The following is a 23514-nucleotide window of genomic DNA, read 5'->3' as shown; positions in this document are numbered from 1 at the left end:
TCGCCCTCGTCATGCTCACGCTCGCAGGAGACAAACCCACCCTCCCCGGCCGTCAACTCGCAACCCAATGACCCACACATACGGCAGGAGAGCCCCAAAAGCCCTGGTAGCTCCATCCCCAAGCTCTCAACTCCGTTCGAGCAGGGGAGACCCCATCCAAGGACTCCCGGCCGCCTTGCGACCGCACGCACCGGACGACGCTCCTCACGGGGCAAACATTGCCGGTCACGGCACTAGCTGACAGCCTCGGCACACAGTAGCGTCCCTCATTCGGGACTGTTCAGCCGATACCGGAAGCGCCGCATCTCAGGGTGCCGCGGTTTAGGGGAGGTGACCGATGGCCGACATGTTTCGCTACATCGAGCACGACTTCGCGGTGCCGGCACGAACCGACGCGATCGACACCACGAACGGAGCTGACTTCCAGGTGGCGCTGGAGCAGGCCGTGAACAGCAGCGATGGGGCTGATAGGGAACGTCCGGTCGCCGAGCGGGTACGGGCGATCGCCAGAGAGTTTCTCGCACGCCACTTCTCCTCGCCGACGGCGGACCCCACGACATTGGGCGAGCGGTTGGCAGGGCTGGAAGCCGCAGTCGAGGTGCTTCCCGCAGTCAGTGTCACGTCCGTCGGCCGCCTGGTCGAGGACACCTTCGGCGGAACCGCCGACCGGGTCGTCGCCGGCCGGGACTTCAAGAGCGACCTGGAGCTGCTGCAGAACGCCGTGGTGGCGGTCAAGCTCGTCACCGGCTTTGACGGGATCGACGCGAGGATGGTGGTGCGCCAGCTGCGTGCGGCGGCTTTCCTAACGCATCTGGCCGACAATGAGCCGGGCACGCTGGATCGTGCGGAGGCGTGGCGGTTGCTGACGCGGCCGCTGCGGATCCCGCCGGGGCTGCTGGGGGCAGCCGCGCAGCCGGGAGAGAGGCCCGTCGGCCAGCCGCCTGTCGACGATCAGGCCGAAGAGCGTGAGCGGATCAACGGGTTGCGTTGGGAGCGGGACCGACTGCAGGCGGCGTATGACAAGTTGCTCGTCGTGCGTCCGCACGAACTGGAACTTGTGATGCCCGAGCCGCCGCCGCGGGTCGCCCGCGACAGGCAGGGCTCGGACTCCATTGCGGACGACGGACGAAACGCCGTTTTGACCAGCGAGTCGGCGGCTATGGCCGGCCTGGCGACCCTGCGCCTCATGGAGACGGTGAGAACCCGCTTCAGCGACGATGAGATGGCTGCGATGGCCGGGCTGCGGATCGAGCCGAGCGAGACCGCGGTGCCGGTGGCGGTTGACCGGATCACGCAACGGCTCGACAGGCTCAACAAGGAGTTGCTGCCAATCGAAGTACCCACGACCGCGAAGGTGTTCCGGGTTGGCGGCCGTCTCTTTGCCGAGACCACACCGGTGATTGCGCCGACTCGTGAGGTACCGGCGCAGGTGCCGGACTTCAGCAAGGCGGCGACCCGGCCGGTCGGGATCGGCAACCTGCACGTGGTACGTCAGGAATTGATCGGGTACCGGGCTGGCGAGATCTCCCACATCGAGAACGTCCTGGAGGGCGAGGAGCTTCGCCGGTGGACGCGGCGCACAGAACAGTCGGAGATCGTCGAGACCGACGCGATGGTGACCTCGCAGTCAGAGGAGCGCGACCACCAGTCCACCGACCGCAACGAACTGGCGGTCGAGACCCAGCGGGAGACCGGCTACCAGACCAGCCGGGCAGGCGAGACGACGACGTCGTCCGACTACGGCCGCTTGGTCGAGAACAGCAAGACCAACTATGCCCGGACCGTGGTGGCCAAGTCGGTGGAGCGTCTTGACCAAGAGGTGCGTCGGCAGCGGGTGCGGCGGGAGAGCCGCAGCTACGTCGAGCGAGTCGGGCACATCCTCGACAACCACGACGGCACGAACAAGATCCGCGGCATTTACCAGTGGGTTGACAAACTGTACAGCCTGCGGGTCCTCAATTACGGCAAGCGCCTGATGTACGACGTCGTAGTGCCCGAGCCGGCCGCCGTGCTGATGCAGTCGCTCAAGAACGCCGCCCAGCCCGAGAGCTTCCAGCTCGTCAAGCCGCTCGCCCCCAACCTGACGCCAGACAAGGTCACCCGGTCCAACTACATGTGGTACGCCGCACGGTACGGCGTCACCGGGTCGGTGACCCCACCGCCTGCCGTCTACGACAAGACGGTGTCGGAGGCGCGACTGATCGAGGGCACCAAGAGCCTGCCCGCCTATGGGGCTATGTGCGACTTGCCATACCAGGCTGCCTTCAAGCTCACCGTCCCCGAGGGCTACAAGGCGGTCAGCGGCTACGTACAACGCGTCAACGCGGAGAAGCTCGAGCCGACCGACCGGAGACTTGAGGTCTTCATCGGTGAGAGCAGCTTCGTGCAGTTCCGCGGTACGGGCAACCGGTACCTCAACACCTCCTTCATGATGGCGGGGGAGACCGGCGATGTCCCGGTCACCGTCCGCACCTTCTCACAAGTCACGTCCATGGCCTACGCCGTTGCGCTGGTATGCCAGCGCACTGACGAGGCATACGCCCAGTGGCAGCTGAAGACCCACGCGACGATCACTAGCGGCTACCAGCGCCAGCTCGCGGAGTACGAGGAAAGGCTGGCGCGGTACGTCGCCGCGTTCCGTGCGCAGCTCGCCGCAGCGGGTGGGCTGGCTCATGACCCGACGGTGACCCTGCAGGAACTGAAACGTGCCTTTGTGTTCCTGTTGCTGGGCGAGCACCCGGCGACCTGGCTGCCCACGCCGACGCCGTCGCCCGCACCGCCGGGAGCGATGCTCCCTGACCCGCCTGCGGTGCGGGATTGGGGAGCTGTGGTGGCGTTCTTCGAGCGTGCCTTCGAGTGGGAGAACCTCATGTACACCTGCTACCCCTACTACTGGGCCCGCCCCCAGCGGTGGCAGGAACTGCTGCTCACCCAGGACCCCGATCCGCAGTTCGAAGCGTTCCTCAAGGCTGGCGCTGCACGCGTCGTCGTACCTGTCCGGCCCGGTTTCGAGGCGGCCCTGGCGCACTACCAGGAGACTGGGGACGTGTGGATGGGCGAGGAGCTCCCCGACATGTTCGGCGACCACTACCTGTCGATCATCGAGGAGATCAAGAGCGCAAACCATGCCCCCGGCGAGGAGGGGTGCGTCGAGCAGTGGGAGGTCCGGCTGCCCACGACGCTGGTGCTGCTCAAGGAGGACGCCACGCTGCCGAGCTGGACCCCCACGCCCTGCAACCCGGAACCCTGACGCCGTGGCAGACGACATGCGTGAGGCGATGCGGCGTCGCGCCGCATGGTTTTATGAGACACAGCTGCGGCGCCTCAACTACGACGCCTTCCGAAGAGTCTGGCGCGACTCGACGGATCTGCGGCTGGACCTGATTTCCGAGCCGCAGACCTCCCTCGACTTCAGTGGCGGCCTCAGTGGCCGCCTTAAGGATGCCGGCCGGGTCTACCTCGACAGCCAGCAACCCGTGTGGACCGCAGACGACGAGGCACGGCACGGTGCTTTGGCCTCCTCGCTCATCGGGCGGATGGGGGACTGGCTCGACGCCCACGAGCCGCGCAGGCTCGCCGAGCGGCTCAGGGCTCTTCAGGCGGAGTGCGAGGCGAGTGCGTTCGCCTCGGTCACCGACCCGATGGGCGCCCTGGCCCGCTTCCCGCGAGAGCGGCCGGCCATGCCCACCGACGAAAGGCCGGAGGGGGAGCAGGTGGCCTCCGCGATCGCGCGCGCCGAGCTCGCAGCCGAGAAACCCTGGCTGATCCCGGAGCTCTACAACTCTGCCGCCGAGGATGCCCGTGACCTGCGGAACTGGGTCGCCAACCTCGAGCGCTACGTTGAGGAGTTCGAGGTCGAGCTCGGGCTGGCCGTGGGTGGCGTCGCCGGTGTCCGGCCGCCGTTCGACCCCGCTGCGCCAGCGGCGTATGGCGCCTTCCTCTCCGCGATGCTCGCCGCGAGTACCGATCGCCCCGCGGGCGACGCGGTGAAAGTCCGGCTGCTTGAGCTGGCCAAGCAGAAGCCGAAGGACAAGGAGGCCGGGTACACTTACCGGCTCTCGGTCGCCACCAACGGCGTACCGATGGGCCCGGTCACGGCATACCCGCTGTCCAAGCGAGTAGCCTACTGGGCCGGCGCCATCCACGCCCCACTGCGCGAGTGTGTCGGCCTCAAACCCAACTCCGACATGGGGCTGTGCCAACTGGTGCGACTGCTTTATCGGTACGGTCCGCTGCCGTCCGGTCTCGGCGCCGGAACCGTCCCGGCCTGGCGGAGCCGCACGCCGCCCGACGACCGGTTCACGCGCTTCGTGGAGGCTCGCGCAGCCGACCCAGCTGTCACGAATGACCCCGACTTGGCTGCCCGGCTCCATGCCGCCGCGACCCGGCTCCGATACATCCTCGAGGCCACGGCCGCCAACCCGCGCAGCCCCGACCCGAGCTGGTCACCGCTGGCCGGCGAGATCCTCAAGCAGGGCCTGCTGTCCTACAAGTTCTGGTTGGACGAGAAGCCCCGCGCCAAGGACAACCACCGGCTCAACAAGGTCAAGACCGCCCTCGGCTACGAGGAAGAGGCCGATCGGGAGATGGAGTTCTGGTCCGAGAACCACTACATCATGTTCGCCTCTTCGGAGTACCTCCTTGGCCAGCTCTGGGGGGACGAGACCTTCCAGCCGTGCCGGCTCTTCGCCGACCCCGGCGACCACACCGGTGCCAGGACTGCAGCGCAACGCCGCGACCGCGGCCGCGCGCGGGTGCTCAAGTGGCTCAACAACCGGCTGATGTTCGGCTGGATGGAGTTCAACTCCTCCGGCTACTACCGCGAGCACCTCTGGGCCCTGCTCAACCTCGTCGACTTTGCTCTCGACGAGGAGGTGCGCACGAAGGCGACGATGGCGGTCGACCTGATGCTTTTCGACGTGGCGCGGTTCCTGCACCGCGGGGCGATGGGGGCAGCCGGCGGGCGCAGCCAGTTCAAGTCCAAGAGCCACGGTTTCGACAACGGCCTCACCGACGTCGTAGAAATCATCTTCGGTGTGAAGGGAATCTTCAGCGAGGGTAACGCCCAGATCGGGGCGAGCTTCGCTTCGTCGACGTACGCCGTGCCCGACGTGCTGCTGGAGATCGGCGCGCATCCGCCGGCGTACTCCTTCACTGACCGCTCCCGGGTGTCGGTGACATTCGAGGAGGCCGCGAAGTACGGCATCACCTGGTCGCAGAAGTCCGTCGCGAAGGACTCGTTGCTGCGCGGGTACGCTGACAAGCGCGCGCGCTACTTTCCGCATCTCGCGGAGGTGAACCGTGAGATCGCTCGCGCCCACGAGGGGTATGGCCCGGTTGAGGACGACACGGTCTTCTTCTGGGGCATGTCGGCGTTCTTCAACAAGCAGGTGGTACGGAACTCCCTGCACGTCATCCATCGCTTCGGCCTGGAGAAAGCCGAGGCGTTCGGCCTGATCAGAACCCTGGTCGAGACCGTTCTGCCCTTCGTCCGAGCACCGGAGAGTGCACTGCTGGGTTTCAGCGCCGCCAGTCTGCCGGACCGCGCGCTGGGGGCGGTCACAGGCGGTGGTCCCGACGAGTTGGACGAGGAGTCGGCCGACGCCCTGTCGCTGGTGCTGGAGGGGTCGACCCGGACGCGAGCGAACATCCTGACCCACCACTCGCCGGGGGCGATGCTCTCCAGCGTCCAGAACTTCCGCTACGGCCAGCTCAATTTCCAAAGCAACATCCAGCAGGCAACGTTGAACGGTGCGGTCAACGTGTTCGTCACCACCGGTTTCGCGGGTCTCGACATCTCCGACCTCGCCGCCTTCGGTGCGGGAGCGTTGGTCGGTGGCGTACTGCTCGGGCCGCTGGGGGCGCTCGGCGGGATCGCGGCGGTCGTCGCCAACCGCGAGCTCATCGAGGGGACGAACCCCCTCGACCCCCACCACGCCGACGGCCCCGACTGGTGGACCGGGTACTGGGCGCTGCCCCGAGTCGTCCAGCATGGCGGGGCGGCGATCATGGCTTCGGAGTTCCACGACATTCAGGACTTCCTGGCCGAGACGGGGTCGCACGCGTGGTTCCCCAAGAACGGGTTCGACCAGGTCGTGGAGCGGCGCACGTCGGCGTACGACGACGCCAACTTCCCGCTGCTCGACATCGGGCACATCGGGGCCAAAGGCTTCTGGTTGTTCGGGAAGGTGGTACACCCGGCTCGCGAGGGTTCGACCGCCGAACCCGAGGAGGGGTACGTCGGGGTCTTCTCCAACAAGCGTCCGAAGTGGCTGACCAAGGACTCCGGCCCCTACGCCAGGCGCCTTGAGGAACAGGGCGATGAAGGGATCTGGAAGGACCCGCCGGACCTGTTCGCCGACAAGGACTGGTGCGTCGACGGCAAGAACGTGTGGATCGTGCAGGTCGGCAGTAGGAGCGAGTTCGGCAGCTTCGAGGCGTTCATGGACCGGGTGTCCTCCGCACGGGTGCACATAGACGACGTCGGCGACCTGGAATGCACCTATGACGTGCCCCGCGCCGGCGGCGGGTCGGACCGGCTGCGCCTGGCCAACGGTGACGGCGGGAAGTTCGAGCTCAACGGCAAGCCACTGGAGACCGACCTGTTCCCGCGATTCGAGAACCCGTTCGTACGGGGCGGCCTGGTGGAGTGGGGACAACGGGCCTACTGCCTGCAGTGGAACAGGCGGTCACTGCTGCACGACTTCAGCGACTTCCGGCACCCCGTCCGGGTGGAGCAGCCCGAGATCCACGCGGAGGACGCCGATACGATCATCGCGCTGGTTATCCATGTGCGTACGGGCGACCAGGCGATGGAGGCGTTCACAGTAGCGACCGCGACGGTCGACGTCGGCTGCGAACGCCTCACCACCGGGCAGGTGGCTGCAGCCGGACCGGTGCCGGAGAACACACGTCACGACGCCGAGTGGATCTTCCTGGATCGGCCCGTGCGCCGGTCGCCCGACATGACGGTGACGCTGACCCACCCGGCATCCGGGGGCGACCCACTAGACCTGAACCTCCTCGACCCGAAGGCGTTCAGGCCAACAGATCCGTCGGCCCCGTTCGACCTGCCGGACCTCGACCTGGTAACGCTGCTGGGCCCGATGGCGCTGCTCGGGCGGCTGGGCGCCCCAAAGTGGGAGGCGTCGTACTCGCTCAAGGCGCTCATGGGCGACTGGACGGTGCGGGACTGCTCGGTGCCCTTCGGGCGGGTGGACCTGAAGGGAGATCGGCGCAGCACCGGGCCGCAGCCGTTCGCCGTACGCCTGTCGGCATGGGCCGACTGGGCCGACGTCGCGGGGGCAGTCCGAGGGCGGCGTTGGATGCTGGCCCGTCATCCGGCGGCGAGCTCGGTGTGGCTGGACCACCACGACCTGTTCGTCCTCGACGGTGACGGGGAACTGTGGCACAGGCGGGGGAAGTGCGGCATGCGTGTCGGCGCATGGGTGCGGTCGGAGCCTTCGGACCTGGCCCCGGTGTGGTCGCGTCCCTTCTCGTGGGCTGCGACGTCGGACACCTCGGGGCGAGCCATTGTGATGGTCGTGAGCGAGGGGCGGCTGCTGGCTCGGACCAGCGATGAGGATGGTCGGTGGGGGCCTGGGTGGGCCGATCTCCAGCCCATGGTGCCAGGCGTGATCCTCCCGGACGTGGTGCCGCTCGGGCCGGGCAGTGCGCTGAGCGTCGTGCCGAGCGACAGCCCGCTGTCTGGTGGCGCCGACCTCTACGTGACTGGCGCGGACGGTGATGTCTACCTGCGGCTGGGGTGGAACCCCGGAGAGAGCAGCCTGTGGGACTGCCTGGAGACTACCGAGTTCGATCTCGCACCCGGAACGCCGGTGGGGGTCGTCGGGAGCCACCTCATTGTTCGCTCAGTGCAGGGCGCGCTTTGGCTGCGGCAACGCGACCAGCCGGTGCTGTTCGGCGGCTGGCAGGCGCTGGACGGACCGGGGTATGCCGTGGCGCGGTTCGCCCTCGCCGGCGGCGAGGACGACTTGTTTATTGCTGCGTCCGGACCCGCCGGCCAGGTCAGCCTCGGACGGCGTCGCGGCAGCGACCCGGTGCGATGGCTGCTCACCAAGGCCGAGGATGGCTGGCGGCCGCGCCCAGGGTCCGACGTGAGCTGCGTGATGCCTGACCCGGGTGTGGCATGGGCCCTCGCGACCGGCGTCGACGGGACGGTGCGCTCAGCGTCGTTCGCCGATGGGGTCTGGCGTCCGATCGGGTCCGGGCTCAGTGCCCTCGGTGGGTCGGGCGGTCACTTGGCCGCTACCTGTCGGGTCCCGGGCCAGGTTGAGGTGTTTGCCGACACCGCAGACGGGTCGCTCCGCTGGACATGGTGGTCGTAGTGGGTTGCGAACAAGCCAAGAGGCCTGTCTTCCAGTCATGGACAGGAGAGGAATTGTCATTCCTGAAGGGGCGGGGTTCGTCGAGGCAGCATAGCTAGTGGTTTTTGAGGGTTCTGGGCAGAGATGACCGGCCTGCGGACGATGGCGAGGCGCGCCGGGGAGTGCGCGCCGGCCTCGGCGACGGCGCGTTGGACGCTCGCCTCCGCCTGCTGGCGGGCGGTGAGTTCGTCGGCCTGGTCCACGGTGTGCAGCTGGTAGAGCCGCCGGATGATCTCGCGTGCCACATGGCGGGCGCTGCCGGCGGTGACCCTGGTCGACGGGGCCAGCATCCGGGTCTGGTCCGGGATTGCCGCGTAGATCTTCAGTCGGCCGGGCTGTTGGTCGTCGGGCTGGCACGGCCGTCGCCGTCGACGATGAGCCGTGCCAGACCGGGTGCGTACTCGGGCAGCGGGGCGGTCCGGCAGCGCGTGCCTAGTTCCCGCGCCACCTCGTCGGCGAATGCGTCGAACTGCTTCTGGTTAGTCAACTCCCTTGCCATGGAGGTGCGTTCACTCCTTCGGGACGGCTGGTGCGGTGCCGGGCGCTGGGCGGTGCGGCCTCGGCCTGGTCGCGGCGTTCGGCGTCGCGTCGGAGGGTCTTCGGCGGTGTAGCCGGTGTCGCACCATGTCGCGCACAACTGGCCCGGAGGTGCGTAGCACGTCTCGCACCGTTCGTCGAAGTCCTCGGGCCACCACGGCCGCGGCGGGGCGCTCACTGCTTGACGTCAATGGTGCGGGCCAGCGAGCCGGGGAAGTCGGCCAGCAGCAGCAGGACCGGGTCCGGCGAGGCGGTGAACCACCGTGCGACGGTCCACCAGGCGGCAACGGCGGCGCGCCGCGCGGGGTGGGCGGCCCTGGCCTCCTTCTCAAGGCGGGTGGCTTCGGCCTGGTGGTGGGCGGTCGACCAGGTGAGGAACCGCAGCAGAGCGGGAGTGTCGCGCTGCCGGGAGAGATTCAGGATCGCGGGCAGGTCGTCGCGCTGCGCTGCGTGGTCGGCGCAGGCGCGCAGGGCGGCGGTGAGCGTCGCTGCTGTCTTCTTGGACGGCGCGTGTCCGGCGGCGGACTCCATCGGGTACACCGTCACCTGGGGCGGTCGGTGTTGTCGCGGTAGAGGGTCAGGCTGCCCCAGTAGCCGGTGCGGCTGCGGGCGAGCCGAGGCAGGGCGTTGTCGGGGGCGGTGGCCTGAAAGACGTTGACGGGGCCGAGGCAGGCGCGTACGGCCGTGAACTGGTCCCAGCGTGCGCGCACGGTACCGCCGGGTGTGTCGATGGTCAGGCTCGGGTTGGTCATGGGCTGCAGCTCCTCAGGGGTCGGCTCGGTGAGCGGGGGCCTGCCGTCCCGCGTCCGCTGAAGGGGAGGGCGCGGGCGTCGGGGCGGCAGGTCTTCGGCCAGTGGCGTTCTGGCCGGGTTGGCCGTCCGCCCTCCCCTCCGGGGGGTGGGGGGAGGGCGGGGACGGCGTCTGTGGGGTTACTGCTGCGGCGGCTTGTGGCGGCGGAGGTTGCCCCGCTCGGTCAGGGACGTTTCCCGGCCGCAGGGGCATTCGACGTAGCGGCGGCCGTGCAGATGGAAGAACTTCGGGCCGGTGTTCTTGGCGTTGACCGTGCGAATGGTGCTGGGGACCGGGGTGGTGTTGGTGCAGTAGCCGTTGGCGGTGACGGCGGGCGTGTCAGGCACGGGGGCTCTCCTCGTCGGTGTAGGGGATCTGGGGCAAGGTCGGCGCGCCGTAGACCTCGCGCTGTACGGCGGAGACTCCGGGGCACGGGCTGACGGCGTGCCGGAAGGCAGCCGTGTCCATGGGGTGCAGCCACCCGCTGTGTACGGTCCAGCCACAGGTGCGGGGGTGGGGCTTGGCGGCCGTGGTTGCTACCAGGATGGCGCTTCGTACGGTGCTGCCCTCCAGTGCGAACACCATCAGCGTGCGCAGCACGGCGTAGCTGTCCTCGTCCAGCACCGCAAGGCGCAGCGGGGGCCGTCGATGAATTAATGGGTTGCTTGCGGTAGTTGGGCTCGTTGATGTGGTATGAGGCGCATCGATGGGACGGTCGGATCGTTGCGGGCGAAGCTGGAGGCGGTGACGCCGCACCTGAACGAGCGGCAGCGTCGGATCCTGTACGGCGCGGAGGCCCGGCAGCTCGGGCACGGCGGGATCGCCGCGGTGGCGCGGGCCGCAGGGGGTCTCGAAGGGTTGCGTCAGCCGCGGCCTGGCCGAGCTCGATGCGGGGGTGGAACCAGACGGGCGTGTACGGCGGCCGGGGCTGGTACCGGCCCTGCTGGAGCTGGTCGAAGACAGCACGCAGGACGATCCGATGAAGCCGCTGACCTGGACGACGAAATCGCTGCGCCGCCTCGCGGACGAACTCGCCGCCCAGGGCCGGAAGGTGGGCCGCGACACCGTCGCGGCCCTTCTGAAGGCAGCCGGGTTCAGCCTGCGCGGCAACGCGCGGGTGCTGGCCGGCAGCCACCACCCGGACAGGGACGCGCAATTCCGGCACCTCAACGCCACGGTGGCCGACTTCCTCCAGGCCGGTGACCCGGTGATCAGCGTGGACACCAAGAAGAAGGAGCAGATCGGGCTCTTCGCCCGCCCCGGGCGGGAGTGGGCCCCGCCGGGGGCTCCGGTCAAGGTCCTCGACCACGACTTCCCCGCCCACGCGAGTGGTACCGCGATCCCCTACGGCATCTATGACCTGGGCCGCAACACCGGGTTCGTCGTGATCGGCACCGACCACGACACCGCCGCCTTCGCCGTCGCCAGCCTGCGCCGCTGGTGGCAAGAGGAGGGACAGGCCGCATACCCGCACGCGAAACACCTGCTCATCACCGCGGACGGCGGCGGCTCCAACAGCTCCCGTGCCAAGGCGTGGAAGGCCAACCTCGCCGTCCTGGCCACCGAGACCGGCCTTGAGATCAGTGTGTGTCACCTGCCGCCGGGAACATCGAAGTGGAACCGGGTCGAGCACCGCCTGTTCTCCTTCATCTCCCTCAACTGGCGCGCTCATCCGCTGACCAGCTACGAAGTTGCCCTCAATCTGATCTCGGCGACCACGACCCGCACCGGGCTGACGATGACCGCCCGCCTGGACACCGGCAGCTACCCCACCGGAATCGAGATCAGCGAGCAGCACGCGGCCGCCCTCACGATCCGCCCCGAGGACTTCCACGGGGAGTGGAACTACACCATTCCGCCCCAGCCCGGCATCCCCGACGTCCCGCTCCACCCGCCCGGTCCCAGGTCCCACCCCCGTCACGCGCACACCTTCGGCGCGACCCTGGCCACCCACCCCCTCCTGACCGGCCTGGAACGCCACGACTTGGACCGTCTCACCGCCGACGTCCGCGACCGCCTCGATGCCCTCCCACCCGAGCAGCGGCCCCGGCACCGCAAGATGACCACGGAGAACATCATCTGGGCCACCGTCCTCGACCAGCGTGGTCTGTCCCGCTCGCTGATCTCATATCTCTTCCGTGTCGGCGAGAACCAGATGAGAGCCCTGGTCAAACAGATCCGCCCCCATCTGGAGGCCCTGGGCCACCGCCCCGAACCGATCCCCGCCCGCTTGATCGACCCAAGCGACCTCGCCAATTACGTCATGCACGCGACAGCCGCAGCCCGCGAGGGCGACTCGCCCCACTAATTCATCGACGCCCCGTTACCTTTTCCGTGGCCCCGCAATGGGGCGCCTGGCCCCCGGGCCCGGTATGGCTGTGTGCCCCCTGTCGTACGGATGACCTGGGGGGTGTTGCCGCCGGGCTTCGGGGCACCGCTTGACCGCTGATGAGGGGCCTGACGACCGCTTGGTCCGGCGCAATGCCGGGCCGCTTCACGGGCGGCATGTCTGCGTAACGTGGTTGCCGGCGTGTGGTGCCGCAGGGACGGCCGGGAGTTGAGGAGACGAGTGGCGAGGGGCACGCGCACATGGTCGATACGACCGCGATAGATCTCTTCCTCGGCCTGGACCTGGGCAAGGAGTTCCACCACGCCCACGGCCGGACCGAGGACGGCAGAACCGTGCACGACAAGCGGCTGCCCAACACCGAGCCGAAACTGCTGGAGCTGTTCACCAGGCTGGTGGCGAAGTTCGGCACCGTTCTGGTGATCGTGGACCAGGTCGCCAACATCGGCGCGCTGCCGCTGACAGCGGCCCGCGCGGCCGGCTGCCGGGTCGCCTACCTGCCCGGCCTGTCGATGCGCCGGGCCGCCGATCTGCATCCGGGCGAGGCCAAGACCGACGCCCGCGACGCCTACGTGATCGCCGAGACCGCCCGCACCATGCCGCACACCCTGCGCGCGGTGGACCGCGACGACGAGGCCCTGGCCGAGCTGACCATGCTCACCGGCTACGACAACGACCTGGCCGGCGAGGTCAACCGCACCACCAACCGGCTGCGCGGCCTGCTCTCCCAGATCCACCCCTCTCTCGAGCGTATGCTCGGCCCGCGCCTGGCCTACCCCTATGTCCAGGCCCTCCTTCAGCGCCACGGTTCCCCGGCCAGGCTGAAGAAGCTGGGCCGTGCCCGCTGCGAGGCCCTGCTCAAGGTGCACGGTTCGCGCAAGGCCCACCACCTGACCGCAGAGATCTTCGACGCGCTCGCCGAGCAGACCCTTGTCGTTCCGGGCACCGAGGCCAGCGCGCTGATCGTGCCGGGACTCGCCGCCCAGCTCGCCGCCGCCCACACCCAGCGCCGCCAGGCCGAGCAGGAGATAGCCGCCTTGCTGGAGGCCCTCCCTCTTTTCCACCTCCTGACGTCCCTGCCCGGCCTGGGCGTCAGGACCACAGCGGCCGTGATCGTCGCGATCGGTGACGGCACGTCCTTCCCCACCGCCGGACACCTCGCCTCCTACGCCGGACTCGCGCCCGCAACGAAGTCCTCGGGCACCTCCATCCGCGGCGAGCACGCACCCCACCGCGGCAACCGGCTCCTCAAACGCGCCCTGTTCCAGGCCGCGTTCGCCGCGATCGGCTGCAAGTCCGACCCGTCCTCCCGGATCTACTACGACCGGCAACGCGCACGCGGCAAGACCCACACCCAGGCGATCCTCCGCCTGGCCCGCCAGCGCGTGAACGTCATCCACGCGATGATCCGCACCGGGGCCCTCTACGAAGCACGCACCCCGGGCGACGTCGACCTCGCCGCCTGACGACTCCACCGCCCCTACCCTCCAGGCCCCATCACGCCCGCGCACCGGCACGGCCACTCTGGCTCTGCCGGCCACCGGGCTGCCCATCAGCCACCCGATCCGCCGGGAACATCCCGCTTCGCGGGACGTTCCCAAAAATCAGGATCAACCCCTACAAGCCGACCCCACCGGGGTTGACGAAACAGATAGGGGCACCCCGCCTGCAACTGAGGAATCTTGACTATCCGTTAGTGATGCAGCTCACGCTGCGACCATGATCAAGATTGCCGATCTTGAGTGACTCTGGTGTGCTTTCCGTTCTTTTTCTCCTCGGTACTTTCATATTTGCATCACATAAGTGGCGCAGACCAGCAAGAGACCGAGGAATGATGACGGTTTACAGACCCGCGCCACATGAGCGCGGACGCCCCTTGTCCAGCGGGAGCCTGCGCTGCATAGCGAGCAGTCTCGCCCTGGCCCTGGCGGCCACGCTCATCCACGGAACAAGTGACGCGTTCGCGGCCTCGTCACAAGCAGTCGCATCGGCGAAAGGATCCGCAGTCACACAGGCGACGGACATCCCCTCCGCACGCGTGGCAGCACGCTTGTCGGGGAAGCGTGTTGAAGCGCTGTCCGAGCGCACTGAGACTTCCACGACCTGGGTCAACAAGAACGGCTCGCTGACCACCGAGCTCACTGCCGGTCCGGTTCGAGGACGAAGCTACTGGTGAGTGGCGAGACGTCGACCTGGATCTCGTCAGCGGCTCCGACGGTTCGATCGCGCCCAAGGCTCATCTGCGCGGGCTGAAGCTCGCAGGTAGGACCGGTAGCCGCGCCATATCACTCAAGGCGGCGCAAGCCGCCAAGCCGACCGACCTGGTGACGCTCGGCGAGGGGGACGAGCAGATCACCCTGCAGTGGAAGGGCGGGCTTCCCACCCCGAAGCTCAACGGCACCCGCGCGACGTACGTGAACGCGGTTCCTGGCGCGGACGTGGTGGTCGAGGCCACACGTACCGGCTACGAGCAATACGTAGACATTCAGCAGCGCCCGGCAGCGGAGGGCTACACATACACGCTGCCTTTGAAGGCCAAGGGCCTGAAGGTCAAGGAGCAGGCTGACGGCAGCCTGCTGTTCACCGACAGGAAGAACAAGAGGCGGGCAGTCATGCCTGCTCCGGTGATGTGGGACGCCTCGGTCGACAAGGCCTCCGGTGAGCACACCAACCGGGCCAAGGTCGACATGAAGGTGGTCCAGCGCAAGGGCGCGGTCGATCTCGTCATCACACCGGATGCGAAGTTCCTCGCCGCCCCCGGGACGAAGTACCCGGTGACGGTGGACCCTTCCACCTCCTCCCTGTCGAACGTCTTCGACACCTACGTCCAGCAGGGCGAGACCGTCGACTGGTCCAACGACGTCGAGCTGGACCTCGGAAACCCGGGCACCAAGAATGCCGACGGTACGCCCCGTACGGCGCAGTCGTTCACCTCCTGGAACACCTCGCCCATCCAGGACGCCTTGGTGCTGGATGCGAAGCTTTCCCTGTGGAACTTCCACTCGGGCAACAATGTCGACTGCAAAGCCTATCCATGGGAGGTGTGGTCTTCCGGCGCAGCTTCCACGTCCAGCCGTTGGGCCAACCGGCCGACCATGACGGCGAAGAAGGCCACCTCCACCGAGACACGCGGCAACACCTCGTGCACTACCCAGCCTGACGGGTGGATCAACGCCGATGTGTCGACGCTCGTCCAGGAGTGGGCTTCGGCCAAGGCCACTCGCGGACACATGGGACTGCGGGCCTCCGACGAGAGCGTCGTGGCACAGTGGAAACGGGTCAACTCCGCCAACGCCGCTGCCAACCCGCCGAAGCTGGTCGTCAACTACAACTACCGGCCGCGGACCGGCACCGACCAGCAGGCCGGACCGCCCTTCTTCAAGGACAGCGCCGGTACCTGGCAGGTCAACACCACCACCCCCACGCTCCGAGACACGTTCGTGGACCCGAACAACGACAAGGTCAACGGCACGTTCCAGATCTTTGACAACGCCACCGGAACGCAGGTAGGCAACGTCATCGTCTCTCCATACGTGACCTCTGGGAAGCCGGCGTCGATCACCGTTCCCGCCGGGCTGTTGACGAACGGCAAGACCTACAAGTTCCGTACCTCGCCGTACGACGGCATGCACTACAACCTCGGCTGGTCGCCGTACGCGCTGTTCACCGTCGACACCTCCGCTCCGTCCGCTCCTACTGCGGTCACGTCCACGGACTACCCCTCCGCGAGCTGGGTCAAGGGCGCCGGCCAGCCCGGCGACTTCACCGTGACTCCGCCCGGCGGGGACCAGAACGGCATCGAGTGGTCACTGGACGGCACCACCTGGACGAAGGTAGCCACCGGCGGCACCACCACGCCCGTCAAGATCACGGTCAAGCCGACGAAAGCCGGCACCAACACCCTCCAAGTCCGCGCCACTGACAAAGCGGAAAACAAGTCTGAACCCCTCTCCTACACCTTCCACGCCGGCCCCGGTGGTGTGACGCTGCCCGACGACGGCACCCGCACCGCCGCTCGCGTGCCGCTCATCGCAGAGGCCGACGGGTCCAAGTTCGACAAGGTCACCTTCTCCTGGCGCCGCGGCGCCGCCGACAACTGGACCACCATTCCGGCTGCGGATGTCACCAACGCCGGAGCGGCCCTGACGTCGTGGCCCGTCTCCCTGGCGGCAGGCAAGAGCCCGAAGCTCACCTGGAACGCCACGAGCACGGTCAACCCTGACGGTGCGGTGGAGATCCGCGCTGACTTTGCCGGCTCCGGCAGTGCAGCCGCCTCCTCCGACCCCATTACGATGGTCGTGGACCGCACTGCGGAAGGCGCGGTCAGTGAGGATCTCGGTCCTGGCTCGCTGAACCTGCTCACCGGCAACTTCACACTGTCGGGCGCCGACGCGTCGCTGCTCGGCATGTCCGTGAACCGCACCGCGTCCTCGCGGACCCCGCAGGCCGGGGGAGATCAAGAGGGACAGGCCGCCATCTTCGGCAAGGAGTGGCTGTCCGGCACGGCTGCCGAGGCGGGCGAGTCGAACTACACCGAAATCCGTAAGACCTCAGCCACATCTCTCGATGTCGTCGCCGGGGACGGATCGACGACGAAATTCACCGCGAACGCTGCCCAGACCGGCTGGGTCCCCGAGCCCGGAGCCGAAACCGCTACGCTGAAGGGCACCTTCGGCTCCGGCGACTTCACTCTGTCCGACACCTCCGGCACCGTCACGACCTTCTCCAAGGTCTCGTCTGCAGCCACCACCTGGACGGTGGCCAGCTCGCTGGTCGACGGTCTCGTCAACTCCACCACCAAGGTGGTCTCCGAGGCCGTGGTCGTCGGCAGTAAGAGCCTGTCGGGTGACCTTCGATCGGAAAGCGGACGCGGTCTGGTGCGTGCGATTCCAAGGCGCTGGAAGGTCCTCGTAGCGGAGCTACTAGGGCATTTCGGCAACGCGGGAAGCGTGCGTGCCAGGGCGTGGCCGCCCGATCAGAGGTCACCCGACAGGCTCTAAGACCCTCGCCCGCCCGAAGCGGGTCATCGCCGCTACCAGCGCCACGACACTGGCCGCGTGTGAGGCCGACCCGTCCGTCAAGGGCTGCAGGGTTCTGGAATTCGCCTACGCGACCTCGACCACCGCGACCTCCACGACGCTCGGTGACGTCAAGGGTCAGGTCTCGGCAATCAAGCTGTGGGCCACGGCCCCCGGGGCGGCCACGTCCACCGCGACCGATGTCGCAAGCTACGTCTACGACGACGCCGGGCGTCTGCGTGAAACTTGGGATCCCAGGATCACTCCGGCGCTGAAGACGGCCTACGCCTATGACAGTGCGGGCAGGGTAACCACCCTCACCCCGCCCGGCCAGCTGCCTTGGTCCTTCACCTACGGCCAGGCCGGGTCCAATCCCGCGGCCGGCGCGGGAATGCTGCTCAAGGCCTCTCGAGCCACGCTGACCCCGGGTAGCGCCAGCCAGACCAATGGCACGGCCATCACATCTGTGGTCTACGGTGTGCCGCTGAGCGGTGCATCGGCACCCAATGATCTCAGCGCCACAGCAACCGCGGCCTGGGGTCAGACCGATCTGCCCACCGACGCCACCGCGATCTTCCCCTCCGACCAGGTACCCGCCAGCAACGACGGATCGACCCTGAGTGCGGGCGCCTACCAGCGGGCCGAGCTCCACTACCTCGACGCCTCCGCGCGCGAGGTCAACCAGGCCACACCTGGACACCACATCTCGGTCACCGAGTACGACCAGTTCGGCAACGTGGTCCGTTCGCTGACCGCTGGCAACCGGGAGCTGGCGCTGGGCACCTCAGCCGTGGAGAAATCCCGGCTCACGGAGCTGGGCATCAACGCCCTGGCCACCGCAGAGCGCGCCCAGCTGTTGTCGTCCACCTCCGTCTTCGACACCAGCGGCATTCGGGAGACCGACGCCTATGGCCCGGTGCGACAGATCACGCTCGAGAGCAACCTGACCAGCGGATCCACCACGGTCGCTGCCGCCGGTAGCCAGCTCGTGGCCCGTGCGCACACGGTCAAGGCCTACGATGCCGGTCGCCCAAGTGATGGCACTGCCACGGTCAAGGACCAGCTCACCCAGCAGACGGTCGGAGGCCAGCCGCGTTCCCGGCCGGACTTGATGGCCGACCCCCGCGTGGTCGCCACCGGATTCGACTGGGTCAAGGGAGTCGCCACCAGCAGCACCCAGGACCCCGGTGGTCTGGCGATCACGACGACGACTGCCTACGACGCACAGGGGCGAGTGTCCAAGACCACCCAGCCTGCCTCCACCGGCAACGACGCCGGCGCGATGGTCACTACCTACTACACGGCCGGGGGCACCGGCACCTGCGGCGGCAGACCGGAATGGGCAGACCTGGTCTGCCAGACCGGCCCGTCCGCGGCGATCACCGGCGGCGGCACCAACCCCACCCAGCTGCCGACCAAGACCGTTGAGTACGGGTTGTACGGTCAGGCCACAAAGGTCACTGAGACCGCCAACAGCGTCACCCGCACCACCACCCTCGGATACGACACCGCTGGCCGCCCGACCACGGTCACTATTGCTGGGGGGGCGGTGCCGCCGTTCCGGCGACCACCACCAGCTACAACAGCGCCAGCGGACAGGCAGACAAGCAGACCTCCACGGCCGGCGGCACCATCACCAAGACGTTCGACCAGCTCGGCCGCCAGATGTCCTACACGGATGCCGACGGTGGCACTACCACCTCCGAGTACGACGCGCTGCACCGGCCAACCAAGACCACCGACAGCGTCCCGTCGACCACCACCTACTCCTACGACACCGCCATCGATCCCCGCGGAATGACCACTTCGGTCACCGACTCGATCGCCGGTACCTTCACTGCCCGATACGGCGCCGACGGCGGCCTGGACACCCAGACCCTTCCCGGCGGCTACACCATGACCCAGGAACAGGACCCCGCAGGCACCGCCACGAACCGCACCTACACACGGAACTCCGACGGAACGGTCCTCCTGGCCGACACCATCTCCGCCACCGTGCAGGGACAAGTAGCCACCCACACCGGCACCCCCGGCGTCACGGCCTCGCAGACCTACGCCTACGACAAGGCCGGCCGTCTGACCCAGGTCCAGGACACCAGCACCGACGCGGTGTGCACCACCCGCAGCTACACCTTCGACAAGAACACCAACCGCAAGACCCTGGCCAGCGCCGTGGCCGGCGTCGGCCTGGACTGCACGACCAGCGGCGCCACCACGACCACCAACACCTACGACAGCGCCGACCGGCTGGTGAACACCGGCTACAGCTACGACGCTTTCGGACGCACCACCGCCCTGCCGGGCACCACCCTCGCCTACTACAACAACGACCTCGTCCAGCAGCAGACCGCCGGCACCCAGCGCCAGACCTGGAAACTGGACTCCAACCTGCGATTCCGCTCCTGGACCACCGAATCCAACAGCAGCGGCAGCTGGACCCAGACCGGGGCCAAAACCAACCACTACGATTCCGACTCCGACAATCCAAGGTGGATCGTCGAGGACACTGCCGGAACCGTGACACGCAGCGTCGGCGGCCTCGTCGGCGGCCTCGCAGCCACCACTACCAAGACCGGCGGCACCATCCTGCAGCTGGCGAACCTGCACGGCGACATCAGCCTGCAACTGCCCACCGACACCGCCGTAGCACCCACCGTCCTCGACACCGACGAGTACGGCAACCGACGCCCCGCACAGCCCGCCACGCGATACGGCTGGCTCGGCAGCAAGCAACGTTCCACCGAGACCCCCAGCGGCCTCAGCCTCATGGGAGTCCGCCTCTACAACGCCGACACCGGTCGCTTCCTCAGCATCGACCCCGTCTACGGCGGCGGCGCCAACGCCTACGAGTACTGCGGCGCAAACCCGATCGGCTGCACCGACCTCAGCGGAACGATGTACGTACGCTGGTGGAAGCCCTGGTGGTCCCCGCAATACTTCATCAGGATGGACCTCAACAAGTCGGAGACCCGCTGGGTAGCCGCCGGCGTCGGCAGCGCAGCTGCATTTGTCGGCTGGGCCAAGGACATCAAATGGATTCCTGGGCCGTGGAAGTACGCCATCGTGGCCGTCCGCGGATACCTCTGGTACTTCACGACGGTCGCTGGATACGCGGTGGCTCGAGGCAAGTGCACCACCATCATCACTGGCGTGACACGCTTTGGGTCCAGCTACATTCCCATCCCTCCGACCATTTGGACACGCCGGTGTTGAGACAACCAACTGAGAGAGCGAGACACCGTCTCGCGTTGACCGCCGAAGTCGTGGCTGCAGCTGGCACGGCCACCCTGGTCGTCGCTCTCGCCATCGCACACGACACCGTACTTGCCGTCATCTTCGCGGTGGGCTCCGCCTCGTTCGTCGTCGACGCGATACGCCGGATCCGCAGAAGCTCAGGAGCAAGGACAAACTGAATACACCGGGGTACCCGCCTCTTGGCGGGTACCCCGGTGCCTTTCCTCAACGTCGACACCGGGCACCTCCTCCGGCGGGAAGTCGGGAATCGTCTCTCGGATGTACTGGTGCGGCAGGCAGTGCTTGACCAGCGCCGGCCCGGACACCCTCACCCCAAACGCCCGGCTCCCCCATCGAATAGCCTTCCGCCGCGGTGTCAAGCCCCGGGTTTCGTGGACGGTCGGTTAGCTGGTTTTGAGGGCGGGTTGTGGGGTCTCGGGTGATGCGTGGAGGGCTTCGTACTCGGCGGGTGGGAGGTGGCCGAGCTCGCCGTGGAGTCGGCGCTGGTTGAACCAGTCGATGTACTCGGCGACGGCGATCTCGACGTCGTTGATGCCGGTCCAGGGGCCCTTGTTGCGGATCAGCTCGGCCTTGAACAGGCTGTTGAACGCTTCGGCGAGGGCGTTGTCGTAGGAGTCGCCCTTGGAGCCGACGGAGGCCACGGCGGCGGCCTGTTCGAGGCGTTCGCTGTAGCGGATGGCTCGGTATTGCACGCCGCGGTCGGAGTGATGGACCAGGCCGGCCAGGCCGGCGCCTTCGCGGCGGCGTTTCCAGACAGCCATCTCCAGGGCGTCCAGGGCGAGATCGGTGTAGAGGGAAGTAGCGACCTGCCAGCCCACCACCATGCGGGAGTACACGTCGACGACGAAGGCGGCGTACACCCAGCCGGAGAAGGTACGGATGTAGACACCTCAGGCGCATAACTCGTCAAGCCGCGGCGGCAAGTTCGGTTGGATAGGCGGTGTGTTCATCGAATGGCGTGCGGTGTTGGAGGCAGTGGTAGAGCTGTCCGATCATGCGGTTGAAGAGGTTGCGCTGGGCGGCGGCGTGCCAGTCTCCGTGGTCGCCGCGGCGCCTGCGGTAGTGGGTTTTGGCGCCGGGCGAGGCGGTGATGGCGGCGAAGGCCCAGAGGTATCCGGCGTGGTTGAGGCGGTCGTTCTTGACCCACCTGCGGGTGATGCTGGACTTCTTGCCGGAGGCCCTGGTGATGGGCGAGGCGCCGGCGTATGCCTTCAGGCCGCGGGCGTCGGCGAACCGTTTGCGGTCGTCTCCGATCTCGGCGAGCACCCGGGCACCGAGCTGGGTACCGAGGCCGGGGAAGCTGAGGATGATCTCAGCGTCCGGGTGCTGAGGGAACGTCTCCTCCACCGCCTCGGCGAGGTCGTCGGCGGCTGTGCATGCGGCTTCGAGCTGGACCAGGATGGCGAGCATCTGCTTGCCGAGCGCGGCTTCGACCAGCGGCGGCTGGTGGGCCCAGTCGGCCCGGAAGACCTCTCGAAGACGCTCGGCCTCGGCGTCGATGCCGCGCTGGCGGCCGGCCCGCTTGAGCGCGGCCTGCAACTGGGCGCGGGTCAGCCGCGCAGCCTTGGCTGGTGTCGGTGCTGCTTTGAGGAGCTCATGGGCCTCGCGTCGGCAGAGCCCGTTGCGCCAGGGGTCGACGGCGGCCAGAGCGGAAGGGTAGTACTCGCGGAGCAGGGATCGGAGCTGGTTGGAGATCTGTTGCCGGTTCCAGGTGGCGTCCTGCTGAGCGCGGGCGAGCACGGCGACGGCGCGGCCCAGGTCGCTGTCGGCGGGCAGCGGCCGGTGGGCATGCATGTCGGTGCGGAGGATGTTCGCCAGCACGAGGGCGTCGCCGGGGTCGGACTTCTTGCGGGAGACGGAGTGACGGTCGCGGTATCGGGCTGCGGACATCGGGTTGATCGCGAAGACCTGTCTCTTGCCGGTCCGCAGCACGGCCACCAGCAGGCCGCGGGAGGTTTCGATGGCGACCGGGATCGGGGGTTCCTCCGTGTCGCCGTACTCGGCGAGCAGATCGAGAAGAATGCGGTAGCCGGCGGTGTCGTCGGTGATGTGCCGCTTGGCCAGTAGCTGGCCGCTGTCGTCGACCAGGGTGACGTTGTGTGTCTTCTCCGCCCAGTCGATGCCGCGGTAGATCAAGGCCCCTCCTAGTAATCTTGTGTGTTTGCGCTGGTCACGAGCTCGTGCGGAACCACGCAGCGACCTAATCCCAGGACTCAGCCGCGTTGGCTGGTCCGCCACCTCAGTAGCTGTTCGTGGCACCAGCTCGCTCCGCGGGCCTCGGTCTGTGCGGGAGCTCGAATCAGCTCGGGCTTAACGAGAGGTCACCGTGGCGCGGGCTCGCACCACCAACACCAACGAGTGATCAAGGGTTGGGTGTTGACACCCGCAGGTGCCGGGCGTCGCCGCTCTACATACAGGCGCAGGGCCTGGTGATGTCTAGCCCTTCAGCTGTAGATCAGCATGTGTGCTGTAGTTCGTCGATCAGCTGGGGTGGGTAACTGGCGGACATGCAGGCACAGTTGTTGGACGTGCCGCTGCTGGTCACGGACCAGGAGCGGGCTGAGGAGTTCTCTGACCAGCTGGAGTTGCTGCTGCTGGAGGTCGGCGGCGTCTTCCCGCGAGCAGATCTACGGCGCCGCGCCGGGGCCTGCATCCGCGGGTTGCTGGCGCCCCTGTCCCGCAAGAACGGCTGGCAACTGGCCGAGTACGGCGGGGAGTTGACGCCGTGGGGGCAACAGCACCTGCTGGACCGGGCCCGGTGGGACGCGGACGGGCTGCGGGACTTCGTGCGCCGCTACGTCATCGCCTCGCTGGAGGACGGCGGAGTGGGGGCCGGACCGGACGGGTGCGGGGTGCTGGTGGTCGATGAGACCGGGTTCGCGAAGAAGGGCCGGTCATCGGCCGGGGTGGCCCGGCAGCACACCGGCACACTGGGGGCTTGTAATTAAATAACTGTCAGGTTTGACCTGTGTCATTCGATAGGCGTTCCACGGGCCTTCAACTGTTCCAGGGTGCGGGCGGGCGCTCCGGGCAATGGCTTGACGGTGATTTTGTGCAGGTCCAGGAGACGGTGCCCGTCCTGGAAGTGATTGGACAGGTTGGTGCGGGTGACGCCCAGCAAGTGGGCCAGGAGCGTACTGGTCGCTGCTCTGCGGCGGCGTAACAATGCCGTCAGTAGTCG

The 23514-nt window shown here is 67.8% G+C and carries 15 protein-coding genes and 3 pseudogenes; 9 read left to right on the top strand and 9 right to left on the bottom strand.

The genetic code is table 11. The annotated features are described in order from the left end of the window. Positions 1–337 precede the first annotated feature (337 nt). On the top strand, positions 338–3250 hold the full coding sequence (locus tag ACGFSA_RS31995) for a hypothetical protein (protein WP_393309533.1): 2913 nt from the start codon (positions 338–340) through the stop codon (positions 3248–3250). A 4-nt stretch (positions 3251–3254) separates the two neighbouring features. Next, on the top strand, positions 3255–8348 hold the full coding sequence (locus ACGFSA_RS31990; protein ID WP_393309532.1) for a hypothetical protein: 5094 nt from the start codon (positions 3255–3257) through the stop codon (positions 8346–8348). Positions 8349–8404: 56 nt separating this feature from the next. Here ACGFSA_RS31990 and ACGFSA_RS31985 read toward each other — a convergent pair whose 3' ends face one another. The 6 genes from ACGFSA_RS31985 to ACGFSA_RS31960 all read right to left on the bottom strand — a co-directional run bounded on the left by ACGFSA_RS31985 (position 8405) and on the right by ACGFSA_RS31960 (position 10337). After that, positions 8405–8677, bottom strand: a complete 273-nt coding sequence (locus ACGFSA_RS31985; protein ID WP_393309531.1) for a hypothetical protein — start codon at positions 8675–8677, stop codon at positions 8405–8407. Positions 8678–8709: 32 nt separating this feature from the next. Next, positions 8710–8886 (bottom strand): hypothetical protein, encoded by a 177-nt coding sequence (locus ACGFSA_RS31980; RefSeq protein WP_393309530.1) that lies wholly within the window; start codon positions 8884–8886, stop codon positions 8710–8712. Positions 8887–9098: 212 nt separating this feature from the next. Then, the gene (locus ACGFSA_RS31975; protein ID WP_393309529.1) at positions 9099–9455 is read right to left on the bottom strand and encodes a hypothetical protein; all 357 of its coding nucleotides are present in this window, start codon (positions 9453–9455) and stop codon (positions 9099–9101) included. 11 nt (positions 9456–9466) lie between these two features. Next, positions 9467–9676: a hypothetical protein gene (locus tag ACGFSA_RS31970; protein WP_393309528.1), complete on the bottom strand. Its 210-nt coding sequence runs from the start codon at positions 9674–9676 to the stop codon at positions 9467–9469. Between the two features lie 177 nt (positions 9677–9853). Then, complete coding sequence (locus tag ACGFSA_RS31965) at positions 9854–10060, bottom strand: hypothetical protein (RefSeq protein ID WP_393309527.1); 207 nt, start codon at positions 10058–10060, stop codon at positions 9854–9856. Then, positions 10053–10337, bottom strand: coding sequence for a hypothetical protein (locus tag ACGFSA_RS31960; protein WP_393309526.1), 285 nt, complete (start codon positions 10335–10337; stop codon positions 10053–10055). The genes ACGFSA_RS31965 and ACGFSA_RS31960 overlap by 8 nt, the downstream gene beginning before the upstream one ends. A 69-nt stretch (positions 10338–10406) precedes the next feature. Between ACGFSA_RS31960 and ACGFSA_RS31955 the strand changes: the two are divergent. The 6 genes and pseudogenes from ACGFSA_RS31955 to ACGFSA_RS31930 all read left to right on the top strand — a co-directional run bounded on the left by ACGFSA_RS31955 (position 10407) and on the right by ACGFSA_RS31930 (position 20491). Continuing rightward, positions 10407–12021, top strand: a pseudogene (locus ACGFSA_RS31955) (ISAzo13 family transposase). A 281-nt stretch (positions 12022–12302) separates the two neighbouring features. After that, positions 12303–13526 carry an IS110 family transposase gene (locus tag ACGFSA_RS31950; protein ID WP_393309525.1) on the top strand — a complete coding sequence of 408 codons (1224 nt, stop codon included), beginning with the start codon at positions 12303–12305 and terminating at the stop codon, positions 13524–13526. Between the two features lie 458 nt (positions 13527–13984). Continuing rightward, positions 13985–16886, top strand: a pseudogene (locus tag ACGFSA_RS31945) (DNRLRE domain-containing protein); the annotation flags it as partial. Between the two features lie 127 nt (positions 16887–17013). Continuing rightward, positions 17014–17358, top strand: a pseudogene (locus tag ACGFSA_RS31940) (hypothetical protein); the annotation flags it as partial. Positions 17359–18743: 1385 nt separating this feature from the next. Continuing rightward, positions 18744–20291: an RHS repeat-associated core domain-containing protein gene (locus ACGFSA_RS31935; RefSeq protein WP_393309524.1), complete on the top strand. Its 1548-nt coding sequence runs from the start codon at positions 18744–18746 to the stop codon at positions 20289–20291. 35 nt (positions 20292–20326) lie between these two features. Continuing rightward, positions 20327–20491, top strand: coding sequence for a hypothetical protein (locus ACGFSA_RS31930; protein WP_393309523.1), 165 nt, complete (start codon positions 20327–20329; stop codon positions 20489–20491). A 225-nt stretch (positions 20492–20716) separates the two neighbouring features. Here ACGFSA_RS31930 and ACGFSA_RS31925 read toward each other — a convergent pair whose 3' ends face one another. Beyond that, a complete protein-coding gene (locus tag ACGFSA_RS31925; protein WP_393309534.1) occupies positions 20717–21214 on the bottom strand; it encodes an IS3 family transposase in 498 nt (165 codons plus the stop codon). Between the two features lie 25 nt (positions 21215–21239). Next, entirely contained in the window at positions 21240–22469 is a 1230-nt protein-coding gene (locus tag ACGFSA_RS31920; RefSeq protein WP_393309522.1) for an IS110 family transposase, read from the bottom strand. Positions 22470–22840: 371 nt separating this feature from the next. Here ACGFSA_RS31920 and ACGFSA_RS31915 point away from each other — a divergent pair, with 371 nt between their 5' ends. Then, positions 22841–23281 carry a transposase gene (locus ACGFSA_RS31915; protein ID WP_393309521.1) on the top strand — a complete coding sequence of 147 codons (441 nt, stop codon included), beginning with the start codon at positions 22841–22843 and terminating at the stop codon, positions 23279–23281. Between the two features lie 23 nt (positions 23282–23304). Here ACGFSA_RS31915 and ACGFSA_RS31910 read toward each other — a convergent pair. Further along, the coding region (locus ACGFSA_RS31910; protein WP_393309520.1) for a hypothetical protein at positions 23305–23514 on the bottom strand (210 nt) is incomplete at its 5' end.

This window comes from Streptomyces sp. NPDC048496 (genome assembly GCF_043200055.1).
Taxonomy (GTDB): domain Bacteria; phylum Actinomycetota; class Actinomycetes; order Streptomycetales; family Streptomycetaceae; genus Streptomyces.
The sequence above is the reverse complement of the archived record's forward strand: the minus strand, read 5'-3'. Positions and strand labels throughout refer to the sequence as shown.

Bases quoted from the DNA above. Each gene is read 5' to 3' on its own strand.
- ACGFSA_RS31995 (WP_393309533.1), top strand. From the start codon at position 338: ATGGCCGACATGTTTCGCTACATCGAGCACGACTTCGCGGTGCCGGCA.
- ACGFSA_RS31985 (WP_393309531.1), bottom strand. From the start codon at position 8,677: ATGCTGGCCCCGTCGACCAGGGTCACCGCCGGCAGCGCCCGCCATGTG.
- ACGFSA_RS31980 (WP_393309530.1), bottom strand. From the start codon at position 8,886: ATGGCAAGGGAGTTGACTAACCAGAAGCAGTTCGACGCATTCGCCGAC.
- ACGFSA_RS31975 (WP_393309529.1), bottom strand. From the start codon at position 9,455: ATGGAGTCCGCCGCCGGACACGCGCCGTCCAAGAAGACAGCAGCGACG.
- ACGFSA_RS31970 (WP_393309528.1), bottom strand. From the start codon at position 9,676: ATGACCAACCCGAGCCTGACCATCGACACACCCGGCGGTACCGTGCGC.
- ACGFSA_RS31950 (WP_393309525.1), top strand. From the start codon at position 12,303: ATGGTCGATACGACCGCGATAGATCTCTTCCTCGGCCTGGACCTGGGC.
- ACGFSA_RS31935 (WP_393309524.1), top strand. From the start codon at position 18,744: ATGTCCTACACGGATGCCGACGGTGGCACTACCACCTCCGAGTACGAC.
- ACGFSA_RS31915 (WP_393309521.1), top strand. From the start codon at position 22,841: ATGCAGGCACAGTTGTTGGACGTGCCGCTGCTGGTCACGGACCAGGAG.